Below are 17,269 nucleotides of genomic sequence, written 5' to 3'. Positions count from 1 at the left end.
GCGACGGGAGGTGGACGGCGGTGGGCATCCTGACTTGAAGTGGTGTCACGTCCATGCCTCTGTCGAGCCACACCGCACGGGTGTCGGCCGACGGCGGCACGCTATTAGAGAGCCAGCCCGTGGGCGGCATGGAGCACTGCGGGCCCGTGCCAACCGACACCCTGGACAGGAACCGGCACCCCGGCGCCACGGACCAAACGGTGTTCGGCGGGGTGGACTCCCACGCCGACGCGATCCACCTCGCGGTGATCACCGACCGCGGCGGCCACCTCGCCGACGCCGAGTTCCCCATCACCGCCGCCGGCTACAGCGCCGCGATCGCGTTCCTGACCGCCCACGGCACTGTGAGCGCGGTCGGCGTGGAGGGCACATCCTCCTACGGCGCCGGCTTCACCCGAACCGCCCGCCGCGCCGGCCTGGCCGTGGTGGAGGTCAACCGGCCCGATCGGGCCGAACGCCGCCGGATCAGCAAGTCCGACCCCATCGACGCCTACGTCGCTGCCCGCGCGGCCCTGTCCGGCCGGGCCGACGCCGCCCCCAAGGACGACACCGTCGCCGGCATACGCGCCCTGCACAACGCGGCCCGCTCCGCCGTCAAGGCCCGCACCGCCACCCTGAACCAGATCACGCACGCCCTCATCAGCGCGCCCGACGACATCCGCGCCAAGTACGCTGCTCTGCAAGGCGACAGGCGAACCGACGCCCTGGCTCGCCTGCGTCCTGTCGGCGACGCGGTCCATGTCGCGGTCCTGACCGCGCTCAAGACCCTCGCCCGGCGCGTCAATGCCCTGACCGACGAACACGACGCCCTCACGGCGGCGCTCGACGACCTGGTCACCGGCCTCAACCCCGGCCTGCGCGCGACCTACGGGGTCGGCCCCGACACCGCCGCTCAACTACTGGTCACCGCCGGCGGCAACCCCGACCGGCTCCGCAAGCGAGGCGTCCTTCGCCGCCCTGTGCGGCGTCGCACCCGTCCCGGCCTCCAGCGGACGGACCAACCGCCACCGCCTCTCCCGAGGCGGGGACCGGGCAGCCAACGCCGCGCTCTACCGGATAGCCCTGTGCCGGATGTCCAGCGACCGGCGCACCCGCGACTACGTCGCCCGCCTGACCGAGGCGGGCCGCACCAAGAAGGAGATCATCCGCCTCCTCAAACGCGCCATCGCCCGCGAGATCTTCCGCTGCCTCACCACCACCGTCGCAGTCCCCGAGATCGCCGACCTGCGACCCGCCCGCCAGGCCGAGAACATCACCCTTACCGCCGTCGCCAACCACTTCGGGGTCTGGCCAGCCACCATCTCCACCCTCGAACGCGGAATCCGCCGAGACGACGACCTCGCTAACGCCTACCGAGAATGGCTCAATGCCGCTTGATGACCCATAGGAGCATCATCCGCAGCCGGGGCGCCCGGCCGGAGACCTCAGCCACGCCCCCGGAACCGGTCCCACCGCTGAGCCGCCCGGTTCAGCCCGGCAGCCCACGGGTCCGGATCGTCTCCGGCGATCTCGGCCCACATCCGGGCCTGAGCCCGTGCGAAGACGTCCACCACCGCCGGATCGCCGGCCCGCTGCCGGGCAGGAACCTGGCAGTTCGTCGGCAGTCACCCCCATGAGCCGCAGTGGGTCGTCCCGACCGCAGTGTGGCGGGGCCCTCGGGGAATCCGCGGGCCGCATCACTCCCACACCTCAGCGTGCGATCAGCTCGCGAACCGTATCGCTGACCTCGGGCAACTCGCTGGGGAGGGCCTACTGGTGGGCGTCGTGTTCGGTGAGGACGACCGGTTCGGTCTTCTCCACGGTGACGGCGAATTCGAACTGGCGGGTGGTGCCGCCGCAGCTGTTCCGGCAGTCGAAGTGGCCGATTTAGTCGGTGACCTGGCCGATGGTCAGTCCGGTCTCCTCGGAGGTCTCCCGGTGGAGGGCGTCCAGGATGGTCTCCCTGGCCTCAACGTATTGCTCTTCTCCGGCGAGGGCCCAAGGCCAAGTCCGTGCAAGGCACGTGGGATCTTCCGGTCGGCAAGAGCGAACCAGGAGAACCGATCACCGAGACAGCAGTTCGCGAACTCAGTGAGGAGGCCGGGCGCGTTGTTGCTTCCGAGGATTTGCAACTCGCCAACGCATCCGTGGTGTCGTGGCGTCGAGGCTTCCAACGGCTTCCTGACCGTCGTTCTCGTGATTTCACCGGTGGTCCGGTGAAATCACGAACGGAAAGCCGGCCAAGCACTCGGACGCCGGGTGGGTTGGCGTTGGCGCCGTACCGGAGGAATCCGTCTCCGTTACCAGAGAAGCCCTGATCAAGTGGCTGGAACATCTTCCCCGACTCGTGGCAGAACCAGTTTCTGGTTGGGCTTGCCGCCATGGTTCCGGAATGTGCTGGATCGGCGGAGATGTCATGGAATTAAATTCCTGCCGCGAGTCACGTAGGCGTTTCTTTTGTTGCGGCCCCCCGCGTCGCTCTTTGCGCTTTTTCTTTTTTGCGTCTAAATTTCTATTTTTAACCTCGATCTTGCATGGCGGCTCGCCGGCTCGGCTGGCGGGCCGTTCTGTTTGCCTGGGCTGGGTTTTCTTCCTGAAGAGATATCGAGGGCCCGACTTTCGTGTCGGGTGGGCGCCGGGTTTCACGGTTCCGGAAAGCGGTCGGCTGCTTGTCGGGATGAGGTGATGTTGCTGGTCTGCCAGGGTTCGGCAGGGCGTGCAGGCGGGCGAACAGGCTGGTGAGCACGCTGGTCCAGGGCCAGTGGCGGGCCAGTCGGAGGTAGCGGCACCGCCCGGTTGTGACGAGTTGGGCGGCGGCGGAGAACAGCCGCAGCCGTATGCGTTTGGGCTCCCGGCGGCGTGCGGGCCCGGTCAGGGCGTTAGGTGAGCAGGTCGAGCGCGATCTGAATGATATCCAGCCATATCCGGTTCTGGGCGATGTCGTGCAGGGGCGGGTTGCGCAGGCCGGTGTCGCGGGCGCGCCGGCGGTGCCGCAGCTCCAGTCGCGCGATTGGGCCGCCCGTGGTGGCAAGGCAGGTCAGGCGCATGCCGTCGGCGTCGGTGAAGCGCAACTGGGCTCCAGGGTGGGGCCGTTCCTTGCGAACGATCACGCATCGGACAGCCCCGCTCGTGAAAACGAGGCTAGACCTGGACGGCCCTCTCGCGGCCCCGCAACCACTCCAGTAGCGGTTCTTCCACCTGTTCCACCTCCGCACCCACACCCGTCCCGCCAACCCGACGGGCGCACTCTCGTAGGAGGCGAATCGGGAAATCGGCAGGCAAATCACCGCATCTCCAATCGCCTCAACGAGAGCCATGCCCATCGTGGTTGGTGCCCCTGCTTGCTTAATCAGCCAGCGGGTGTCAGTCGAATTCGAAAATTTATGGAAGAAGTTGAGATTTTGTAACAACTACGTTTAGGTTATCCGTTTTGAGCGAATCCGTCATGGTCGAGAGTAAATCAACTCAGAAGATCTTTGCTGACGCTTCGTCATGCGATAGTGTCAACCCTCGGGGGGCCCGGCCGGACGAGGCCGGGCTTGCAAGCCCCGCAACAACAGACAGGGAGTACCTGCTGATGATCTCAAGTGGCTTGCGCTCAACCATCGCGAAGGTATCGATAGTCGGCGCGTTCGCGTCCGCCGCGCTCGCTGGTGTCACGCCGCCGGCACTCGCCGCTGGTACCAGCGGGACGACGAACGGCTGCTACTCCACCTGGGGCAGCACCGGCTCGAACGCTCACTGCACCAACCCGAGTGTGTCCCAGGACGGCAACTACCGGAACTACGGCAACTGCTACTACTCTTCAGACCAGTACTCCGGTTGGGTCTGGTTCGGCAAGGGATCGTACGTCGACGGCTGGGGTCAGGTCGACTGCACCTTCTCCATCAACTACTCGTACGTCCTCTACAGCTGATCAATATGCACAGCGTAGCCGTGCGCCGCACACCTCTGGTGCGGCGCACGGCTACCGCATGAAAGGCGTCCAGTGGAACCGGCAGTTCGCATCACAGGGTTGTCCCAGGGCTACGGCAAGAAAACAATCATCTCAAGCCTGGACCTCAAGATTACCGGGGGAGTCTTCGGCCTGCTCGGACCTAATGGCGCAGGGAAGACAACTCTGCTGCGAACACTCGCAACGGTATCGCCCCCGCGTTCCGGTAGCATCGAGATTCACGGCCGGGCAGTCGTATCAGAGAGGTCCGCGCGACTGGTACGGCGCCAGATCGGTTTTCTGCCACAGGACTTCGGGTACTTTCCGAGCTTCTCGGTGTACGACTTCGTGCGCTACTGTGCCTGGCTGCGCGAAGTCCCGTCAACGCGTACGCACGCGGCCACCCTTGAGGCGATCGACCGGGTTGGTCTTGGCGACCGGATAAAAGCAAAGATGAAGGCTCTCTCGGGCGGCATGCTGCGTCGCGCGGGGATCGCCGCCGCTCTCGTGGGGTCCCCCCGACTGGTGCTGCTCGACGAGCCGACCGTCGGGCTCGATCCAGCGCAGCGACTCGAGTTCCGCGAACTGATCCGATCCCTCGCCGACACCGCCGTCGTTCTCAGCACCCACCTCGTCGAAGACGTCAACGCGGTGTGCGACGAAGTCGCGGTGATGACGGAGGGTACGTTCGCCTTCCGTGGAACGCCGGTCCAACTCGGCGACCTGGCAAGGCCGGACATGCCCGGAGACACCGCCTTGGAACGTGGCTACATGACTGCGCTCGCCGGGCGAACGGCAGGCATCCGGTGATGCTCTACTGGATGGAACTGCGGCGCTCGCCGCTGCGCTGGTGGTTCCCCCTCCTCATCGCCGCCGACCTCGGTACCCTCTTCGGGCGGAGCCGCTGGTGGATTGGCCAGTGGGTACAGACCAGCGTCCAGGTGCAGATCCCCGCCTTCTACTTCGCCCCCCTTCTCGCAGCCGCCGCCGCCTGGGCAGCCGGGCGCACCGTTCGCCACCATCTCGATGCGCAACTGGCGATCAGCGCCCGGCCGCGATGGCAGGTCGACCTGACCCAGCTCTCGGCCACGCTTACCTACGGCCTCGTCGCCTATGGCGTCGGCGCCGTGGTCGCGGTTGTCGCAAGTTACCCGAAGGCCGGAGCGGGCTTCCTCTGGCCCAGTTACCTGTTGCTCGGCTCGGCGCTGCTGATCAGCTTCGCGAGCGTGGGACATCTTGTCGGGCTCTGGGTGAAGTCGCAGTTCACAGGACCACTGATCGCCGGCCTCGGCACCATGGTCCTCATCGCCTGGGCCGGTCCGCCAAGTGCCCTCGGCCTCTACGTGATCAACGGCGCGCCCTTTCAGAAAGTTGCCGTGCCCGCGCTACTCGCCCGCTGCCTGGTCGCCGTCCTTCTGGTTGCCGCCGCCGGCCTCGTGCGGAGGCACTCCCTGCTGTCGACCAGCCGTATCTGGGCCGGTGCCGCTTCCCGCGTCATGGCCGTTTCGATCTGCGCCCTGCTGTGTGCGGCACTGGTAGGACTGGTCGCGACAAGCCCCGTGCAAGTACCCCGTGCTGCCCCGAACCGGCCCGTCTGCACAGATGGCGCCCCCACGCTGTGCCTCTGGCCGGAGGACAAGGTGTATCTCCCCAAGGCGCAGACGATGGCAGAACACATGCGGCAGCTGCCAAGCGGGATGTTCACCGTCCCCACAGCTTTCTACGAGCGCGGCCTGCGCGGCGACGCCGCGCACATGTACGAGGACTTCTACATCCTTGAGGGCTCCATGTGGGATTCGTCCGAAACGATGGCCGGTGGAATCATGTCGGCCTCCCGACCCACTTCCCCCGGCTGCGGGTTCCCCCCCAGCTCTCGGATGACTCCGGAGTTCATCCACTCCAGCGGGGAACTGAACATGTGGCTCGCGATGCGGATCTTCGGAGGGGGGCAACCGGCCGGCATGCACGGTGGTCCGCCCGGCGTGGACCTGGACGCGATCGCCCACGTACTCACAGAACCCGAGGGTACCCAGGCCCAGTGGGCACAGCAGCGAGTCGAGGCGGTTCACTATGCCTACTGCGGGTGATGACCACTCAACCACACGACTCGAAACCCTGAGGCGATACGCGAGAGGTCATCATGCCGTCGGCCTCGTAGTGGGCCTGATCGTACTCACGGGCTGTGACGCTGCGTTCGGCTCTCAGGTCTTGGCGTTCCCGGTCCAACACGGCGGAGAAATGAGCGGCATTCCCATGCGCCGAGAACTACCCGTCGCCTTTGCTGCGATCGCCGCCGGCAGCCTGCATAGCAGGATGAACCAGCTCGAACTCGCGGCCAGCCGCGCGCTGCGCAGGTACGAGACACTGCATCTTCTCACGGTCATCCTTGCCACGGTCGTCCTCGTCGGCAGCACTGAACTTGCGGTATCCGACGGAACACTCGCCATCGTGCTCACGCGAGCCCTGCTTGTCTGGTTCGGCCTGGCGCTGCTCTCCGGGCGTTTCTTCGGGCGCTGGTTGTCGTGGATCCTGCCAGTAGCAACGATCTTCCCCATTACCTACTTCGGTCAGGACGAGCAGGGGCGGGTCCAGTGGTGGGACTGGACCGGGCAGCCGCCGTCCAGCGTGGGGTGTGCGGCCATTGCCGTCGTCAGTATGGCTGTCGGGATCGGCGCCTTCTATCTGACGCCTTGGCACCTCCACGCACTGCGGAGAATGAGGCTCCGCGGTGAGAAGCCCCCGGTTGGCCCTCGACCTCATGTGGATGAGCCGGCCGACGATGTGGCGAGAGTGAGGATCGAGGAGTCGGGTTGATCCGCTCGCCGTCCGCGTGACCGCTCATACCGCCGGGGTCGGCCGACCGGTGAGTGGTTCGGGATGGCGGTAGCCTCCGGCGGGAGGCGCTGAGCGTCGCTGGACCGGCTGGTGGACGACTGGTCGGTCAGCCCGACGTGGCGCGGGCGCCGCTGTTGACCGGATCTGGTGCCGTCCCTCGGTGCACCGCGGGGCGACACTCGAATTCCTGTCCCCTTGTTGTTCTTTGTTCATGATGTGTCGCCCCTCCTGGTGAAGGAGGGGCGACACATCATTTTTCCCTCTTTAAGGCAGGGGGAGGACGTGGCGGAGGGCTTCGAGGGCGTCGGGGGAGCCGTCTGCGGTGAGGGTGGTGTGGGTGCCGCGGCCGTAGGTGAAGAGGACCAGGTCGCCGGGTTCGCCGGTGAGTTGGACGGTGGGGGAGCCGGTGGGGCCGACGGTGAGGGACTGGCCGTCGGGGCGGCGCAGGGTCAGGCGGACGGGGGAGCGGCGGCCGGCTTCCAGGCGGGCCAGGAGCGGCAGGCGGCGCCACAGGGCTTCGGCGCGGCCGGCGGGCACCGGGGAGGGTGTCCAGTCGTCGGCGGCCCGCAGGACGTCCTCGGCGTGCACGTAGTACTCGACGGTGTTCGCGGCCTCGTCGGCGCCGGGCAGGGCGAACAGGGAGAACACCGGCGGGCCGGAGCGGAAGAGCTTCAGCAGCTCCTCGTACGGGCGCTCGGCGTACGCCGACTGCACCCGGTGGGTCCAGTCGGCGAGGGCGCCGACCCGGATGCCGGCCGCCGCGTCGGCGCGGCGCTCCCGGATCACCAGGTGGGCGGCGAGGTCGCGGGTGGTCCACCCGGCGCAGAGGGTGGGGGCGTCCGGCCCGGCGGCGGCCAGGAGTTCGGCGAGACGGTGGCGCTCGGCGAGGGCGTGGTTCGACATGGCGTCACCTTAGGGTGTGACGGACCGCGGTCAGTGCAGGTTGCCGGTGAGCTTGGGGCCGCCCTGCTTGTTGGAGGCCGTCAGGGTGCAGGTGTAGTCCCGCCAGCCCTGCTGGTAGTTGGCCTGGGCGGGGCCGAACTGGCGGCCGTAGTACGTCTTCCCGTCGGTCTGGCGGGCCTTGGCGGCGGCCTCGGCCTCCTTGCAGCCCTCGCGCATGGCGAGCGCGATCGGGATCTCGCCGGTCAGGCCGTCGGCCAGTTTCAGGTCGGCGATCACCTGGCCGTCGTGCTCGCCGGTGCAGGGGCGCTCCTCGGCCTTGGTGATCACCGGGCTGAGCTGGGGGTGGTCGAAGCAGGCGCCGACCGGGAAGAAGGCGTACGGCGGGGTCTTGGTCGGGGTGGGCGTCGGTGTGGGGGTGGGCGTCGGGGTCGGGGTGGCCGTGGGGGTGGGCGGGGGCGGCGCGGCGGCGGGCTTGCGCTCCTCCGGCCAGAGCAGGACGGTGGCCACCACCGCGAGCAGCACGGCCAGGACGGCCACGACGGCGAGGACCAGGCCCCGGGACGGGCGGGAGTCGGCGGCTGCGGGCGGCTGCTGCTCGGAGGTCATGGCCATGAGGATGGCCCACGCGGGGCCCGCCCGGCAGGCGGTTGGCCGAAATCGCCCCTTTACGGCGATGTTCGGGGTGGGGCGGGGCAGGCTCCCGGGCCAGACTCCCCGCGGCGCGGATCCGGCCCGGCGGTTGTGAGCGCACCGAGCAGGGGCACACCGCACAGGGGCACAGGCCGCACCGGGGCGGCGGGCCGGACTGCAACAATGGCCCCATGTCCACCACACCCGCCACCCCCGGCACCACCGCCCTGGCCCCCGAGATCGCCGCGCGCCTCAAGCGCACCGAGGACGGCCTGCTCCCGGCGATCGCGCAGCAGTACGACACCGGCGAGGTGCTGATGCTGGGCTGGATGGACGACGAGGCGCTGCACCGCACGCTCACCACCGGCCGCTGCACCTACTGGAGCCGCAGCCGCCGCGAGTACTGGGTGAAGGGCGACACCTCCGGCCACGCCCAGGCGGTCAAGTCGGTGGCGCTGGACTGCGACGGCGACACCCTGCTGGTGAAGGTCGACCAGACCGGTGCCGCCTGCCACACCGGTGACCGCACCTGCTTCGACGCCGACGTGCTCCCGCTCGCCTGACCCCTCCTCCTGCTCCTCCTACCGGAACTCCAGAAGGTGCCGCTCGCCATGGATCTCGAAGCCTTCCGCAAGCTCGCCGTCGACACCCGGGTCATCCCGGTCACCCGCAGGCTCCTCGCGGACGGTCTCACCCCGATCGGCCTGTACCGCAGCCTCGCCGAGGAACGGCCCGGCACCTTCCTGCTGGAGTCCGCCGAGCAGGGCCGCAGCTGGTCGCGCTACTCCTTCGTCGGCGTCCGCAGCGCCGCCGTCCTCACCGTCGGGGAGGACGGCGAGGCCCGCTGGCTGGGCACCCCGCCGGTCGGCATCCCGACCGGCGGCGACCCCCTGCAGGTGCTGCGCGCCGCGCTGGAGGCGCTGCACACCCCGCGCCGCGACGACGACGGCCTGCCGCCGCTCACCGGCGGCCTGGTCGGCTACCTGGGCTACGACGTCGTCCGCCGGCTGGAGAAGCTGCCCGACCTCAACCCGGACGACCTGCGGCTGCCCGAGCTGACCATGCTGCTCGCCACCGACCTCGCCGTGCTCGACCACGTCGACGGCACGGTGCTGCTGATCGCCAACGCCGTCAACCACAACGACCTCGCCAGCGGCGTGGACGAGGCCTACGCGGACGCGGTGGCCCGGCTGGACGCCATGGAGGCCGACCTGCTCAAGCCGGTCGACCCGGGCCTGGCCACCTTCACCCCGGCCGGGCCGGGCGAGGCCCGCTCCCCGTTCGGCGGCGCGCCGTACCGGGCGGCGGTGGAGGTGGTCAAGGAGCGGATCCGGGCCGGCGAGGCCTTCCAGGTCGTCCCCTCGCAGCGTTTCGAGGCGCCCTGCCCGGCCTCGGCGCTGGACGTCTACCGCGTGCTGCGCACCACCAACCCCAGCCCGTACATGTACCTGTTCCGCTTCCCGGGGCCGGACGGCACCGCCGAGGGCGGCTTCGACGTGGTCGGCTCCAGCCCGGAGGCGCTGGTCAAGGTGACCGGCGGCGAGGCGATGGTGCACCCGATCGCCGGGACGAGGCACCGCGGCGCCACCCCGCACGAGGACGCGGCGCTGGCCGCCGAACTGCTCGCCGACCCCAAGGAGCGGGCCGAGCACCTGATGCTGGTCGACCTGGGCCGCAACGACCTGGGCCGGGTCTGCGAGCCGGGCAGCGTGGAGGTGGTCGACTTCATGCACATCGAGCGCTACAGCCACGTGATGCACATCGTCTCCACCGTCACCGGCCGGGTGGCGCCCGGGCGGACCGCCTTCGACGTGCTGACCGCCTGCTTCCCGGCCGGCACCCTGTCCGGCGCGCCCAAGCCCCGCGCGATGCGGATCATCGAGGAGCTGGAGCCCACCCGCCGCGGCCTGTACGGCGGCTGCGTCGGCTATCTGGACTTCGCCGGGGACTCCGACACCGCGATCGCGATCCGCACCGCCGTGCTGCGCGACGGCACCGCCTTCGTGCAGGCCGGCGCGGGCGTGGTCGCGGACTCGGACCCGCACGGGGAGGACACCGAGTGCCGCAACAAGGCGGCGGCCGTGCTGCGGGCCGTCGCCACCGCCAATACGCTGCGGACGCCGGAACTGTCGTGAGTCGCCGGTCGTGAGTCGGCAGTCGTGAGCTGTCAGCCGTGAGTCGTCGAGGGAGGCGGCCGGGATGTCCGAGGTGTCGCCCGACGAACTGCGGCGGGTGGTCGTGCTCGACGCGGCCGCCCAGATCGAGGACCAGCTGGGCGGGCACGGCCGGGTGCTGGCCGGCGCCGTGACCGACGCCCCGGCCGGGGCCCCCGACCTGGTCCCCGACCTGACGGTGACCGCCCCGGGGGCGGAGCCCGACGGCCGGGGCCGGTACGCCGGGGGCGACGTCGAGGCCGTCCTGGAGGTGGCCCGGCCGCACCTCGCCGAGGCGGCGCTGGCGTACGCGCGCAGCGGGATCCCGCTGTACGTGGTGGTCGACCCGGCGGCGGCGGCCTGCACCGTGCACACCGCCCCGTCCGCCGACGGCGGGTACCGGGAGGCGGAGCGGGTGCCGTTCGGCAACGACCTGTTCCTGCCGCTCGCCGGGCGGACGCTGGTGCTGCGGACGGACGAGTTCCCGGCCGGGCCGCCCACCCCGGGTGCGGGGCCGGACGCCGGGCGGGGGATAGTGGACGGGTGAGCGCACCTGACCAGACCCCCGTACCCGCCCCGCCGGCCCCCGCGTCGGGCCGCCGGACGCTCGGCGTGATGCTCCTGCTGACCGTGCTGAGCGCCGTGCTGGTGCTGACCGCCGTCGGCCGGGTCTGGGCCGAGGGCCGGGCCGGCACCCTGGCGGTGTCCGTCTCCGGCGGCGCGATCTCCGAACTCCCGGGCGGGCTGGCCCTGGTGGGGCTCGCGGCGGCCGTCGCGGTGTTCGCGGTGCGCGGCGCGGGCCGGCTCGCGGTCGGCGCGCTGACCCTGCTGGCGGGCCTCGGCGCGGCCGCCGCCTCGGCCGCGGGCGCCGGGGACACCGCCGCGCTGGACGCCGAGGCGGCCCGCAAGCTGGCGCTGTCCGGCTCGGCGGCCACCGAGGTCGGCCACACCGGCTGGCCCTGGGTGGCGCTGGCCGGCGGGCTGCTGCTGGCCGTCGCCGGGCTGCTCACCCTCCGCTACGGCCGGAGCTGGCCGGCCATGGGCAGCCGCTACGAGGCGCCCACCCGCAAGGCCCCGGCGAAGAGCGACACCCCGGCCGACCTGTGGAAGGCGCTGGACCGGGGCGAGGACCCGACCACGGTCTGAGCGCGGGGCCTGGGCACCCTGGGCACCGGTCCTGAGCCGCCGGGCCTCAGCGGGCCGCAGCAGGCCTCGGCGGGCCCCGGCGCCGGTGTGACGCGATAGACCCGCCACCCGCTTTGGGCCGCCGGTGTGTGGCCCGGCACAATGGAACCCGTCAACCCGCCGGCGGCCCCGCAGGCCCGGCCGGGCCCCGAGAGGCTAGGAGCACCACTCAGATGGCAGCAGCAGCACACGGTCACACCACCGCCGCCTGGACCGGCGTGACCATCACGTTCATCGGTTTCGGGATCGCGGGGGTCGCGATGATCCTCCCGTCGGTGATGCTGGTCTGGGCCGGCATTGCGGTCATCCTGGCCGGCGGTGTGGTCGGCAAGGCCATGTCGATGGCGGGCATGGGCAAGCAGCCGAGCGCCAACGTGTACACCTCGCACGAGGAGCAGCGCGCGGCCCGGGCCGCCGTCGCCGCCTGACGACGAACTCCTCGCAGCAGAGCAGTGGATACGAATCGCAGCAGTACCCACTCGTAGCAGTACCGAACGGCGGGCGCGCCACGCCCGCCGTTTCGTTCTGTCCGGGCCCGGCCCGGGCAGAATCGGGGCGTGACCTCCGCCTCCACCACCTCCGCCCTGCCGCCCGTCCTGCGCCGGCTCGGCCCGCCGCTGGCCGCGCTGGCGGCGGTGGCCGTCCCCACCGTCTACGTCGCCGCGGTGGACCCGAACACCCCCGGGCACTACCCCGACTGCCCCTTCCTGGCCGCCACCGGCTGGTGGTGCCCCGGCTGCGGGGGGCTGCGCTGCGTCCACGGGCTGGCCCACGGGGACTTCACCGGCGCGCTGCACGACAACGCCGCGGCCGTCCTGCTGTTCGGCGTCCTGGCGCTGCTGTGGCTGCGCTGGGCCTGGGCCGCGCTGACCGGCGCCGGGCCGCGGCCCAGGCCCCCGCTCGGGGCCCGGCGCTGGGTGCTGATCCTCCTGCTGCTGCTGGTGTTCACGGTGGTGCGCAACCTGCCCGTCGGGGCGGGGCTGGCGCCCCTGCTGGTTTGATCGCCCACGCCGACGGGTAGCGACCCGCGCAGGCTCACGCACCGGTCCACACCGGGGCCCGTACATCGGTCCACTTGGTCCGCAACCCGCGTCCGGGCACCGCCGGAGAACCGGTGAAACCGCAGTTGGGAGCCGCCCAGGGGGGCGTCCGGCACGCGAGACGCACACCGGGCGGATGCGCCCCGCGCCCCCGGGTGCCGATACCATCGAAGTGCCGCCGGGCCACCGCCCGGACGGCTCGTCGCCGGCGAACGAACAGAAATGTTGGGGGCACTTCGCGTGAGCGAGCGAACCATTGACAGGTGCGTGTTGCGCGCAGCGCCTGCTGAGCGAAGCGAGGTGTGCGCATGAGTGTGCTCGACACGATCATCGAGGGGGTCCGTGAGGACCTCGCCGAACGACAGGCCCGGGTCTCCCTGGACCAGCTGAAGGAACTCGCCGCCAAGGCCCCCGAGGCCAAGGACGGCGTCGTCGCGCTCAAGGGCGACGGGGTCCGGGTGATCTGCGAGGTGAAGCGCTCCAGCCCGTCCAAGGGCGCGCTGGCCGCGATCGCCGACCCGGCGGCCCTGGCGAGCGACTACGCGGCCGGCGGCGCCGCCGCGATCAGCGTGCTCACCGAGCAGCGCCGCTTCGGCGGCTCGCTGGCCGACCTGGACGCCGTCCGCGCGGCGGTGGACACCCCGCTGCTGCGCAAGGACTTCATCGTCACCGCCTACCAGCTGTGGGAGGCCCGCGCGCACGGCGCCGACCTCGCGCTGCTGATCGTCGCCGCCCTCGACCAGTCGGCCCTGGTGTCGCTGATCGAGCGGGCCGAGTCGATCGGGCTCACCCCGCTGGTCGAGGTGCACGACGAGGAGGAGATCAAGCGCGCGGTGGACGCCGGGGCGCGGATCATCGGCGTCAACGCCCGCAACCTCAAGACCCTTGAGGTGGACCGCAACACCTTCGGCAACGTCGTCCACGCCATCCCGGACAACGTCGTCAAGATCGCCGAGTCCGGCGTGCGCGGCCCGCTGGACGTGATCTCCTACGCCAACCTGGGCGCCGACGCCGTCCTGGTCGGCGAGTCCCTGGTGACCGGCAAGGACCCGCGCGCCGCGGTCGCCGACCTGGTCGCGGCCGGCGCCCACCCCGCCGTCCGGCACAAGGACTGACCCGCCGACATGAAGATCGCCACCCGCCTCGCCCCCGGTTGCCGCCCGCGCGGCTGCCGCGCGCCCGCACGCCGGGTGCTGGGGCGGCGGGTGCGCTACGTGATCGGCTGCGAGCCCGGGCAGGTGCCGGGCCGCCGATGGCGACGGACATCCGGCTGAGCCCAGCCACGAGACGTCCCTGTCGTCATCTCCCGAAGGACTCCACCATGTCCGACAAGTCCGCGAAGGACTACCTGCCCGGCGCCCAGGTGCCGGATGCCCGAGGCTACTTCGGTGCCTACGGCGGCCGCTTCATCCCCGAGGCGCTGGTCGCCGCCGTCGAGCAGGTCGCCGAGGAGTACGAGAAGGCCAAGGCCGACCCGGCCTTCGCCGCCGAACTCGACGGCCTGCTCAAGGACTACACCGGCCGCCCGAGCCCGCTGACCGACGTGCACCGCTTCTCGGCCGAGGCGGGCGGCGCGCGCGTCCTGCTCAAGCGCGAGGACCTCAACCACACCGGCTCGCACAAGATCAACAACGTGCTGGGCCAGGCCCTGCTCACCCGGCGGATGGGCAAGACCCGGATCATCGCCGAGACCGGCGCCGGCCAGCACGGCGTGGCCACCGCCACCGCCTGCGCCCTGTTCGGCTTCGACTGCACCATCTACATGGGCGAGGTCGACACCCAGCGCCAGGCGCTGAACGTCGCCCGGATGCGGATGCTCGGCGCCGAGGTGGTGTCCGTCACCTCCGGCAGCCGCACCCTCAAGGACGCCATCAACGAGGCGTTCCGCGACTGGGTCGCCAACGTGGACTCCACCCACTACCTGTTCGGCACCGTGGCCGGCCCGCACCCCTTCCCGATGATGGTCCGCGACTTCCACCGGGTCATCGGCGTCGAGGCCCGCCAGCAGGTGCTCGACCGCACCGGGCGGCTGCCCGACGCCGTCGTCGCCTGCGTCGGGGGCGGCTCCAACGCGATGGGTATCTTCCACGAGTTCATCCCCGACGCCGGCGTGCGCCTGATCGGCTGCGAGGCCGCCGGCGAGGGCGCCGACACCCCCAAGCACGCCGCCACCCTCACCAAGGGCGACCCCGGCGTGCTGCACGGCTCGCGCACCTACGTCCTCCAGGACGAGGACGGCCAGACCATCGAGTCGCACTCCATCTCCGCCGGCCTCGACTACCCGGGCGTCGGCCCGGAGCACGCCTGGCTGAAGGACACCGGACGGGCCGAGTACCGCCCCGTCACCGACGACGCCGCCATGCAGGCGCTGCGGCTGCTGTCCCGCACCGAGGGCATCATCCCGGCCATCGAGAGCGCCCACGCGCTGGCCGGCGCCCTGGAGCTGGGCCGCGAGCTCGGGCCCGAGGCCACCATCCTGGTCTCGCTCTCCGGGCGCGGCGACAAGGACATGCACACCGCGGCCGAGTACTTCGGCCTGTACGACGAGCCGGCCGCCGGTTCGGCCCACGACGCGGCCCACGGGGGTAAGTGACCATGGCATCGAAGCTCAGTGGCATCCTGGCGGCCGCCAAGGCCGCGGACCGCGCCGCACTGATCGGCTACCTGCCGGGCGGCTTCCCGACCGTCGACGGCGGCATCCGGGCGATCAACGCGCTGATCGAGGGCGGCTGCGACATCGTCGAGGTCGGCCTGCCGCACTCCGACCCGGTCCTGGACGGCGCCGTCATCCAGACCGCCGACGACATCGCGCTGCGCGGCGGCGTGCGGATCAAGGACGTGCTGCGCACCGTCCAGGAGGTCGCCACCGCGCACCCCGAGGCGGCGGTGCTGGTGATGACGTACTGGAACCCGGTCGACCGCTACGGCACCGCGCGCTTCGCCGCCGACCTCGCCGCCGCGGGCGGCGCCGGCTGCATCCTGCCGGACCTGCCGGTCGAGGAGTCCGAGGAGTGGCGCAAGGCGGCGGACGAGCACGGGCTCGACACCGTGTTCGTGGTCGCCCCCAGCAGCAAGGACCCGCGCCTGGCCGAGGTCACCGCGGCCGGCAGCGGCTTCGTCTACGCGGCCGCCGTGATGGGCGTGACCGGGACCCGCGCCCAGGTCGGCTCGCTCGCCGAGGACCTGGTCGCCCGCACCCGGGCCACCACCGACCTGCCGGTCTGCGTCGGCCTCGGCGTCTCCACCCCCGAGCAGGCAGCCGAGGTGGCGGGCTTCGCCGACGGCGTGATCGTGGGCTCCGCGTTCGTGAAGCGGATCCTGGAGGCCGGCGACGACGAGGCGGCCGCGCTGGACGCGGTGCGCGCCCTGGCCGGCGAGCTGGCGGCGGGCGTCCGCCGGCGCTGACCCCCGTACCACCTGACGGCCCGCCGCCTCCTCGGAGGCGGCGGGCCGTCGCGCTCGCGTGCGCCCGGCTCGCCGGGCGGCGGCGCTCGCGCGGCCCCGAACGGGTGAACAGCGACGGGCACACGCATCAGCCGGGGTTGACCGGCGTTGAGTGGAGGGACGAGTGCACGAACGAGGTGCACGGGGGTTGCCGAGCGAACGAAGGAGTGAGCCGGTGCCGGGTCTCCATCGGGCCGTTCTGCTGCGGGCGGCCGCCGCCGCGCTGGCGCTCGGCGCCGCCGTCGGAGCGCACACCGAGGTGGGGCAGGCGCTGGCCAAGCGCGGTGCCGAGCGGGCCGTGCGGGACGCGTACGCCTGCGCCGAGGCGGCCCGCTGGGACGCCGCCGAGCGGGCCGCCCACCCGCACCACGACGGCCGCGCCGACCTGTTCGACCCCGGCCGCCCGCCCGGCTGCCGCTCCTGAGGGCCGCGCCGACCTGATCGACCACGGCCGGCCGCCCCTGAACGGACGTTCGCCGGATTCGGACACACCATCACCAGACGTCACCCATCCGGCTTAATTCCTGAATATGGAGGAACCGTCCTTCATCCCTTACGGTTCATCAGGAAGTGAACGAGTTTCCCGAGGGGGGTTCCCTGATGGCCGGCCCGGCAGCGCAGCCCGGTGACCCGGCGCCCGCGCCGCCCGCGCCGCCCGCCCGGCGGCCGGTGCCGGCCTGGAGTCCGTGGCTGGGCACCGTCGTCCGGCTCGGCCTCGCGGTGGTCTGGGGCTGGGCCGGCCTGGCCAAGATCGCCGACCCGGCGGAGGCCGCCCAGGCCGTCCGCGCCTACGAGATCCTGCCCGAGGGCCTGGTCAAGCCGGTCGGCTACGCCCTGCCCTTCCTGGAGCTGGCGCTCGCCCTGCTGCTGGTGATCGGCCTCGGCGTCCGGATCGTCGCCGGCGTCTCCGCGCTGCTGCTGCTCACCTTCATCGCCGGGATCGCCGCCGCCTGGGCGCGCGGCATCTCGATCGACTGCGGCTGCTTCGGCGGCGGCGGGCACGTCGACGCCTCGCAGACCGAGTACCTCCAGGAGATCCTGCGCGACACCGGGTTCCTCCTGCTGGCCGGGTGGCTGCTGTGGCGGCCCCGCACCAGGTTCTCGGCGGACGGCCGGCTGGCGAGCTGACCGACCGGCCCCGCGGCACCCCCACCCCACCCCACGAA

General features: G+C 71.4%; 21 protein-coding genes and 3 pseudogenes. 20 read left to right on the top strand and 4 right to left on the bottom strand.

All coding sequences use genetic code 11. The features are described 5' to 3' along the window. Window positions 1–53: 53 nt before the first annotated feature. The 3 genes and pseudogenes from OG556_RS08605 to OG556_RS08595 form a co-directional block, all read left to right on the top strand. Window positions 54–578 (top strand): annotated as a pseudogene (locus tag OG556_RS08605) (transposase); the annotation flags it as partial. Window positions 579–957: 379 nt separating this feature from the next. Further along, window positions 958–1,044, top strand: a pseudogene (locus tag OG556_RS08600) (transposase); the annotation flags it as partial. 27 nt (window positions 1,045–1,071) lie between these two features. Further along, window positions 1,072–1,377 carry a hypothetical protein gene (locus OG556_RS08595; RefSeq protein ID WP_371523014.1) on the top strand — a complete coding sequence of 102 codons (306 nt, stop codon included), beginning with the start codon at window positions 1,072–1,074 and terminating at the stop codon, window positions 1,375–1,377. Between the two features lie 489 nt (window positions 1,378–1,866). On the opposite strand, the gene OG556_RS08590 is transcribed toward OG556_RS08595, so the two are convergent. Further along, window positions 1,867–2,034 (bottom strand): NUDIX domain-containing protein, encoded by a 168-nt coding sequence (locus tag OG556_RS08590; protein ID WP_371522627.1) that lies wholly within the window; start codon window positions 2,032–2,034, stop codon window positions 1,867–1,869. Between OG556_RS08590 and OG556_RS08585 the strand changes: the two genes are divergently transcribed. Further along, the gene (locus OG556_RS08585; RefSeq protein ID WP_371516604.1) at window positions 1,992–2,297 is read left to right on the top strand and encodes an NUDIX domain-containing protein; all 306 of its coding nucleotides are present in this window, start codon (window positions 1,992–1,994) and stop codon (window positions 2,295–2,297) included. The two genes, OG556_RS08590 and OG556_RS08585, sit on opposite strands and share 43 nt — an antisense overlap. Window positions 2,298–2,677: 380 nt before the next feature. Here the strand turns inward: OG556_RS08585 and OG556_RS08580 are convergent. Continuing rightward, a pseudogene (locus OG556_RS08580) lies at window positions 2,678–3,089 on the bottom strand (transposase); the annotation flags it as partial. A 647-nt stretch (window positions 3,090–3,736) separates the two neighbouring features. On the opposite strand from OG556_RS08580, the gene OG556_RS08575 reads away from it, so the two are divergent. The 4 genes from OG556_RS08575 to OG556_RS08560 all read left to right on the top strand — a co-directional run bounded on the left by OG556_RS08575 (window position 3,737) and on the right by OG556_RS08560 (window position 6,727). Next, a complete protein-coding gene (locus OG556_RS08575) occupies window positions 3,737–3,895 on the top strand; it encodes a hypothetical protein (protein WP_371516603.1) in 159 nt (52 codons plus the stop codon). A gap of 99 nt (window positions 3,896–3,994) precedes the next feature. Continuing rightward, on the top strand, window positions 3,995–4,723 hold the full coding sequence (locus OG556_RS08570; protein ID WP_371516602.1) for an ATP-binding cassette domain-containing protein: 729 nt from the start codon (window positions 3,995–3,997) through the stop codon (window positions 4,721–4,723). Further along, the gene (locus tag OG556_RS08565) at window positions 4,723–6,000 is read left to right on the top strand and encodes a hypothetical protein (protein WP_371516601.1); all 1,278 of its coding nucleotides are present in this window, start codon (window positions 4,723–4,725) and stop codon (window positions 5,998–6,000) included. The genes OG556_RS08570 and OG556_RS08565 overlap by 1 nt, the downstream gene beginning before the upstream one ends. A gap of 151 nt (window positions 6,001–6,151) precedes the next feature. Next, complete coding sequence (locus OG556_RS08560; protein ID WP_371516600.1) at window positions 6,152–6,727, top strand: hypothetical protein; 576 nt, start codon at window positions 6,152–6,154, stop codon at window positions 6,725–6,727. Between the two features lie 285 nt (window positions 6,728–7,012). Here the strand turns inward: OG556_RS08560 and OG556_RS08555 are convergent, their stop codons facing one another. Further along, window positions 7,013–7,651, bottom strand: a complete 639-nt coding sequence (locus OG556_RS08555; RefSeq protein WP_371516599.1) for a TIGR03085 family metal-binding protein — start codon at window positions 7,649–7,651, stop codon at window positions 7,013–7,015. Window positions 7,652–7,681: 30 nt separating this feature from the next. Beyond that, window positions 7,682–8,257 (bottom strand): hypothetical protein, encoded by a 576-nt coding sequence (locus OG556_RS08550; RefSeq protein WP_371516598.1) that lies wholly within the window; start codon window positions 8,255–8,257, stop codon window positions 7,682–7,684. Between the two features lie 215 nt (window positions 8,258–8,472). Here OG556_RS08550 and hisI point away from each other — a divergent pair, with 215 nt between their 5' ends. From hisI to OG556_RS08490, 12 genes are all read left to right on the top strand, one after another. Further along, entirely contained in the window at window positions 8,473–8,844 is a 372-nt protein-coding gene (gene hisI, locus OG556_RS08545; protein WP_063347172.1) for a phosphoribosyl-AMP cyclohydrolase, read from the top strand. Window positions 8,845–8,892: 48 nt separating this feature from the next. Then, window positions 8,893–10,416, top strand: a complete 1,524-nt coding sequence (locus tag OG556_RS08540) for an anthranilate synthase component I (protein WP_363582808.1) — start codon at window positions 8,893–8,895, stop codon at window positions 10,414–10,416. 64 nt (window positions 10,417–10,480) lie between these two features. After that, a complete protein-coding gene (locus tag OG556_RS08535) occupies window positions 10,481–10,981 on the top strand; it encodes a Uma2 family endonuclease (RefSeq protein WP_371516597.1) in 501 nt (166 codons plus the stop codon). After that, window positions 10,978–11,580, top strand: a complete 603-nt coding sequence (locus OG556_RS08530; protein ID WP_371516596.1) for a TIGR02234 family membrane protein — start codon at window positions 10,978–10,980, stop codon at window positions 11,578–11,580. Before OG556_RS08535 ends, OG556_RS08530 begins: the two co-directional genes overlap by 4 nt. A 212-nt stretch (window positions 11,581–11,792) precedes the next feature. After that, the gene (locus OG556_RS08525; protein WP_350885707.1) at window positions 11,793–12,047 is read left to right on the top strand and encodes an HGxxPAAW family protein; all 255 of its coding nucleotides are present in this window, start codon (window positions 11,793–11,795) and stop codon (window positions 12,045–12,047) included. Window positions 12,048–12,176: 129 nt separating this feature from the next. Continuing rightward, window positions 12,177–12,620, top strand: a complete 444-nt coding sequence (locus tag OG556_RS08520; RefSeq protein ID WP_371516595.1) for a DUF2752 domain-containing protein — start codon at window positions 12,177–12,179, stop codon at window positions 12,618–12,620. A 347-nt stretch (window positions 12,621–12,967) separates the two neighbouring features. Next, the gene (gene trpC, locus OG556_RS08515) at window positions 12,968–13,774 is read left to right on the top strand and encodes an indole-3-glycerol phosphate synthase TrpC (RefSeq protein WP_371516594.1); all 807 of its coding nucleotides are present in this window, start codon (window positions 12,968–12,970) and stop codon (window positions 13,772–13,774) included. A 9-nt stretch (window positions 13,775–13,783) separates the two neighbouring features. Continuing rightward, window positions 13,784–13,933 carry a tryptophan biosynthesis modulator TrpM gene (trpM, locus tag OG556_RS08510; RefSeq protein WP_167745855.1) on the top strand — a complete coding sequence of 50 codons (150 nt, stop codon included), beginning with the start codon at window positions 13,784–13,786 and terminating at the stop codon, window positions 13,931–13,933. 47 nt (window positions 13,934–13,980) lie between these two features. Further along, window positions 13,981–15,252 carry a tryptophan synthase subunit beta gene (trpB, locus tag OG556_RS08505; RefSeq protein ID WP_371516593.1) on the top strand — a complete coding sequence of 424 codons (1,272 nt, stop codon included), beginning with the start codon at window positions 13,981–13,983 and terminating at the stop codon, window positions 15,250–15,252. A 2-nt stretch (window positions 15,253–15,254) separates the two neighbouring features. Further along, entirely contained in the window at window positions 15,255–16,064 is an 810-nt protein-coding gene (gene trpA / locus OG556_RS08500; protein ID WP_371516592.1) for a tryptophan synthase subunit alpha, read from the top strand. A gap of 214 nt (window positions 16,065–16,278) precedes the next feature. Beyond that, window positions 16,279–16,527: a hypothetical protein gene (locus OG556_RS08495; RefSeq protein WP_371516591.1), complete on the top strand. Its 249-nt coding sequence runs from the start codon at window positions 16,279–16,281 to the stop codon at window positions 16,525–16,527. Between the two features lie 176 nt (window positions 16,528–16,703). Next, a complete protein-coding gene (locus OG556_RS08490) occupies window positions 16,704–17,231 on the top strand; it encodes a MauE/DoxX family redox-associated membrane protein (protein WP_371516590.1) in 528 nt (175 codons plus the stop codon). Window positions 17,232–17,269: the final 38 nt, after the last annotated feature.

Origin of the sequence: Kitasatospora sp. NBC_01300 (assembly GCF_041435235.1) — a bacterium.
In the GTDB taxonomy this organism is placed as follows: Bacteria; Actinomycetota; Actinomycetes; order Streptomycetales; family Streptomycetaceae; genus Kitasatospora.
This window is presented reverse-complemented; position numbering and strand designations above follow the sequence as displayed.